2 protein-coding genes are annotated in these 3,480 nt (G+C 65.5%); one reads left to right on the forward strand and one right to left on the reverse strand.

Annotated features, from left to right (window positions below):
- Positions 1-1,739, reverse strand: a 1,739-nt coding sequence (gene cydD / locus AC4FAH_RS13935; protein WP_490246248.1) for a thiol reductant ABC exporter subunit CydD, incomplete at its 3' end; no start/stop codon positions are given.
- Between the two features lie 257 nt (positions 1,740-1,996).
- Here cydD and gltX point away from each other — a divergent pair.
- Entirely contained in the window at positions 1,997-3,472 is a 1,476-nt protein-coding gene (gene gltX / locus AC4FAH_RS13940) for a glutamate--tRNA ligase (RefSeq protein WP_043333111.1), read from the forward strand.
- The last annotated feature ends 8 nt before the right edge of the window (positions 3,473-3,480 follow it).

Below are 3,480 nucleotides of genomic sequence, written 5' to 3' on the forward strand. Positions count from 1 at the left end.
GGTCGGTGGGTCAGCAGCAGCAGGGTGCGACCCTCGCCGAGACGCTTGAGCGCGGCGATCACGCGCGCTTCGCTGTCGGCGTCCAGGCTGGCGGTGGGTTCATCCAGCAGCACCAGCGGCGCGTCATGCAAGAAGGCGCGGGCCAGTGACAGGCGGCGTGCCTGGCCGCCGGACAGCGCCTGGCCGCCCTCGCCAAGGCGCGTCTCGAGCCCACGTGGCAGGTGCTGGTACCAGTCAAGCAGGTCGGCATTGTCCAGCGCCGCTTCGAGCTGTGCGTCGCTGGCGTGAGGCCTGGCCAGACGCAGGTTGTCGGCCAGCGTGCCGGACAGGACCACCGTCTCCTGACCGACCCAGGTGGCCATGCCCGGCGGCAGGCCGTGACTCAGCGGATGGCCATTGAGGTACAGCAGGCCGTCGCTGGCTTCGACGAAGCCGAGCAGCAGATTGAGCAGCGTCGACTTGCCGGAGCCGGAGGCACCGGTCAACGCGACACGTTCGCCCTGGGTGATCCGCAGGGTCAGCGGGCCGAGCGCCGGCGGAGTCAGCGTGCTGGTCTGGCGGTTCCACTGATTGGGATAGCGCACACAGACCTCTTCCAGCATCAGCGAGTGCAGCTTGCGGGTCTGAGGGCGCACCGCGGGCAGGTCGCTGATGGCATTGTGCGCCTGTGCGCCAGCCTCGGCCTCTTGCGTGAAGGGGGCACTGCCGACGATGGGGGCGAGGTCACTGGCGGCAGCCTCGGCCTCGGCCTTGGCGTGATAGTGCACGCCCAGCTCGCGCAGCGGCTGATAGAACTCGGGCGCCAGCACCAGAATGAAGAGTGCGGTCTGCAGGGGCAGCGGTGAGTCGCCCCAGGTGCCGAATTGCAGATGGCCGAGGAAATGGAAGCCGAGGTAGACCGCCAGCAGCGCGATGGACACCGCGGTGAAGAATTCCAGCACCGTGGAGGACAGGAAGGCCAGGCGCAGCACGCGCATGGTGCGCTTGCGAAAGGCATGGCTGACCGCCTCGACCTGGGGGCCGCGTCTGGCGCTGCCGAATAGCTTCAGGGTCTTGAGGCCGGTGAGCAGGTCCATGAAGTGGCGGCCCATGCGGTCCATCTCCCGGAACTGCTCCTGCGAGCGCTTGCGCGCCGCGATGCCGACCAGAATCATGAAGATCGGCACCAGCGGTGCGGTGGTGGCCAGAATCAGGCCGGCCGCCCAGTTGAGCGGAAACACCACGCACAGCAGCATCAGCGGAATCAGCCCCGCGAGGCGTGTCTGCGGGCGGAAGTCGGCGTAGTAGCCGTGCAGTGACTCGACCTGGTCCCAGACGCGGTTGGCGAGGCTGGTGCGATGCTGGCGACGCACCCACAGCGGGCCGAGTTCGGCGAAGCGCTGCAGCAGGCGCTCGCGCAGGCGACGGCGGATCTGCTGACTGGCGCGGGTGCCGGCATAGCCACGCAGGCCAGTGAGCGCGCCGCGCAGCGAGAGACTGGCGGCGAGCACCGCGATGGCCGGCCATAGTGTCGCCAGGCCTTCGCGGTCGATCGCCACGCCCTGGGCCAGACGGGCGATGGCCCAGGCCTGGGCGAGCAGCACCAGCGTCGAGAGCAGGGCGCACAGGATGGCGAGCTGGGGCCAGCGGCCACCGGCACGTGCCAGTGTCTCCAGCCAGCGGCGTGGCACGATTTCTGCCGATGCAGTGGCATCGGTGGGGGAGGGTGAAACATCGGGTGCAGCGGCAGTTCGGGGCATTCATGCTCCTGCCGGTGGTGGCAGAGATAGTTGCAGGGAGGCGCTGGCGTCACGTCTCAAGGCAGAGAATGACGCATCTGGCGCAAGCTTACCGCCGAGAGAGCGTTGGTACACGGCGACGCACTGTCGCACATCTTCACCTTGCGTATAATATGCCCCAGCACTCGCTGCTGAGACAGCAGCGTGATTTCACGCCTCGGCAGTCAGTCATTGCCGAGACGCTTGTTGCCCTCTCTTCTCGAACTACTGGACTCCACATGACCGTTCGTACGCGCATCGCACCGTCGCCGACTGGTGATCCCCACGTCGGCACCGCCTACATCGCCCTGTTCAACCAGTGCTTCGCTCGTCAGCACGGTGGCGAGTTCATTCTGCGTATCGAGGATACCGATCAGACGCGTTCCACCGGTGAATCCGAGCAGATGATCCTCGATTCGCTGCGCTGGCTGGGCATCGAATGGGCCGAAGGCCCGGATGTCGGCGGTCCGCACGGCCCGTACCGTCAGAGTGAGCGTGGCGACATCTACGCCAGGCACTGCCAGCAGCTGATCGATGCCGGCCATGCCTTCAAGTGCTATCGCACCAGTGAAGAGCTGGACGAGCTGCGCGAGTCGCGCAAGGCCGAAGGTCTGCACATGGCGCTCAAGCCGTCCGATCTCGCGCTGCCGGCAGAAGAAGTGGCACGTCGTGAAGCGGCGGGCGCGCCCTTCGTCATCCGCATGAACGTGCCGGAAAGCGGTACCTGTGTGGTCAAGGACATGCTGCGCGGCGAGATCGAGGTCGAGTGGGCCCAGGTCGATGCGCAGATCCTGCTCAAGTCCGATGGCATGCCGACCTACCACCTGGCCAACGTGGTGGATGATCACCTGATGGAGATCACCCACGTGCTGCGTGGCGAGGAGTGGATCAACTCGGCGCCCAAGCATCAGCTGCTGTATGAATACTTCGGCTGGCAGATGCCGGAACTGTGCCACATGCCGCTGCTGCGCAACCCGGACAAGACCAAGCTGTCCAAGCGCAAGAACCCGACCTCGATCCTCTACTACCGTCGCATGGGTTACCTGCCGGCGGCGGTGATCAACTATCTCGGCCGTCTCGGCTGGTCCATGCCGGACGAGCGCGAGAAGTTCACCCTGAGCGAGATGCAGGAGCACTTCGATATCCAGCGTGTCTCACTGGGTGGCCCGGTATTCGATGTCGAGAAGCTCAGCTGGCTGAACGGTCTCTACATCCGCGATCTGTCCGAGGACGAGCTGCTTAGCGAGCTGCGTCAGTGGGCCTTCAACGAGTCCTACGTCAAGCAGATCCTGCCGGAAGTGAAGCCGCGCATCGAGACGCTGTCCGAGGCGATTCCGCTGGCCGGCCACTTCTTCTCCGGTTTGCCGGCCATCACGCCGGACGACTTCGCCAAGGCGAAGCTGGAAGGCGAAGACCTGGTGCGTCAGATGCAGTTCCTGACCTGGAAGCTTGAAGCCGTGAGCCGCTGGGACAAGGAGCATCTGCTGGCGGAAGTGAAGCTGCTCTCCGAGCACTTCGGGCTCAAGATGAAGGACTTCCTGGCACCGGTGTTCGTGGCGGTGACCGGCTCGGCGACCTCCACCTCGGTGATGGACGCGATGGTCATTCTGGGCTCCGACATGACGCGCGCGCGTCTGCGTCACGCCGTGGCCGTGCTGGGTGGCGTCTCCAAGAAGGCTGCCAAGCGCTTCGAGAAGGAATATCGCGACCTGTAAGAATATCG

This window comes from Cobetia sp., assembly GCF_983723665.1.

Excerpts from the sequence above, each read along its gene's own strand:
- gltX (WP_043333111.1), top strand. The coding sequence starts at position 1,997 with ATGACCGTTCGTACGCGCATCGCACCGTCGCCGACTGGTGATCCCCAC.